This window comes from Xanthomonas sp. SHU 308 (assembly GCF_000364645.1).
In the GTDB taxonomy this organism is placed as follows: domain Bacteria; phylum Pseudomonadota; class Gammaproteobacteria; order Xanthomonadales; family Xanthomonadaceae; genus Xanthomonas_A; species Xanthomonas_A sontii.
Genome location: NZ_AQOK01000625.1, coordinates 1 through 428, shown reverse-complemented (window position 1 = coordinate 428; position 428 = coordinate 1). Strand labels below are relative to the sequence as shown.

Sequence of the window (428 nt, the reverse complement as noted above, 5' to 3'; positions counted from 1 at the left end):
TCTCCCACCGGGAGAGGGGTTGGGGTGAGGGTACGGCGACCCAGTGGCGTCGCAAATCACCTGGATCACGGCATCGATCGAAAGCAGTACGTCATTGTTCCAGAAGCGCATGACCCGCCAGCCTTGCGATGCCAGCCAACGCGTTCTTGTGGCATCGCATGGTTCGGTATGTTGCGCGCCGTCGATTTCGACAATCAGCTTTGCCGCCACACAACAGAAATCTGCGACATACGGTGGGATCGGGTACTGACGCCGGAACTTGGCACCTTGCAACTGTCCGCTTCTCAGACAACGCCATAGTGCGCGCTCGGCGTCGGTCATGGTGCGACGTAGGTGGCGTGCGTGTGCCAGTGTCGATGTGGGTAGTGGCGGTTTGATCGTCATGACCCCACCGTACCCTCACCCCAACCCCTCTCCCGGTGGGAGAG

The 428-nt window shown here is 60.5% G+C and carries 1 protein-coding gene; it reads right to left on the bottom strand.

Translation table 11 applies throughout. The annotated features are described in order from the left end of the window. Positions 1–321: endonuclease domain-containing protein (locus tag D588_RS26790; RefSeq protein WP_232764324.1), on the bottom strand; the 321-nt coding region annotated here is incomplete at its 3' end. Positions 322–428 lie beyond the last annotated feature (107 nt).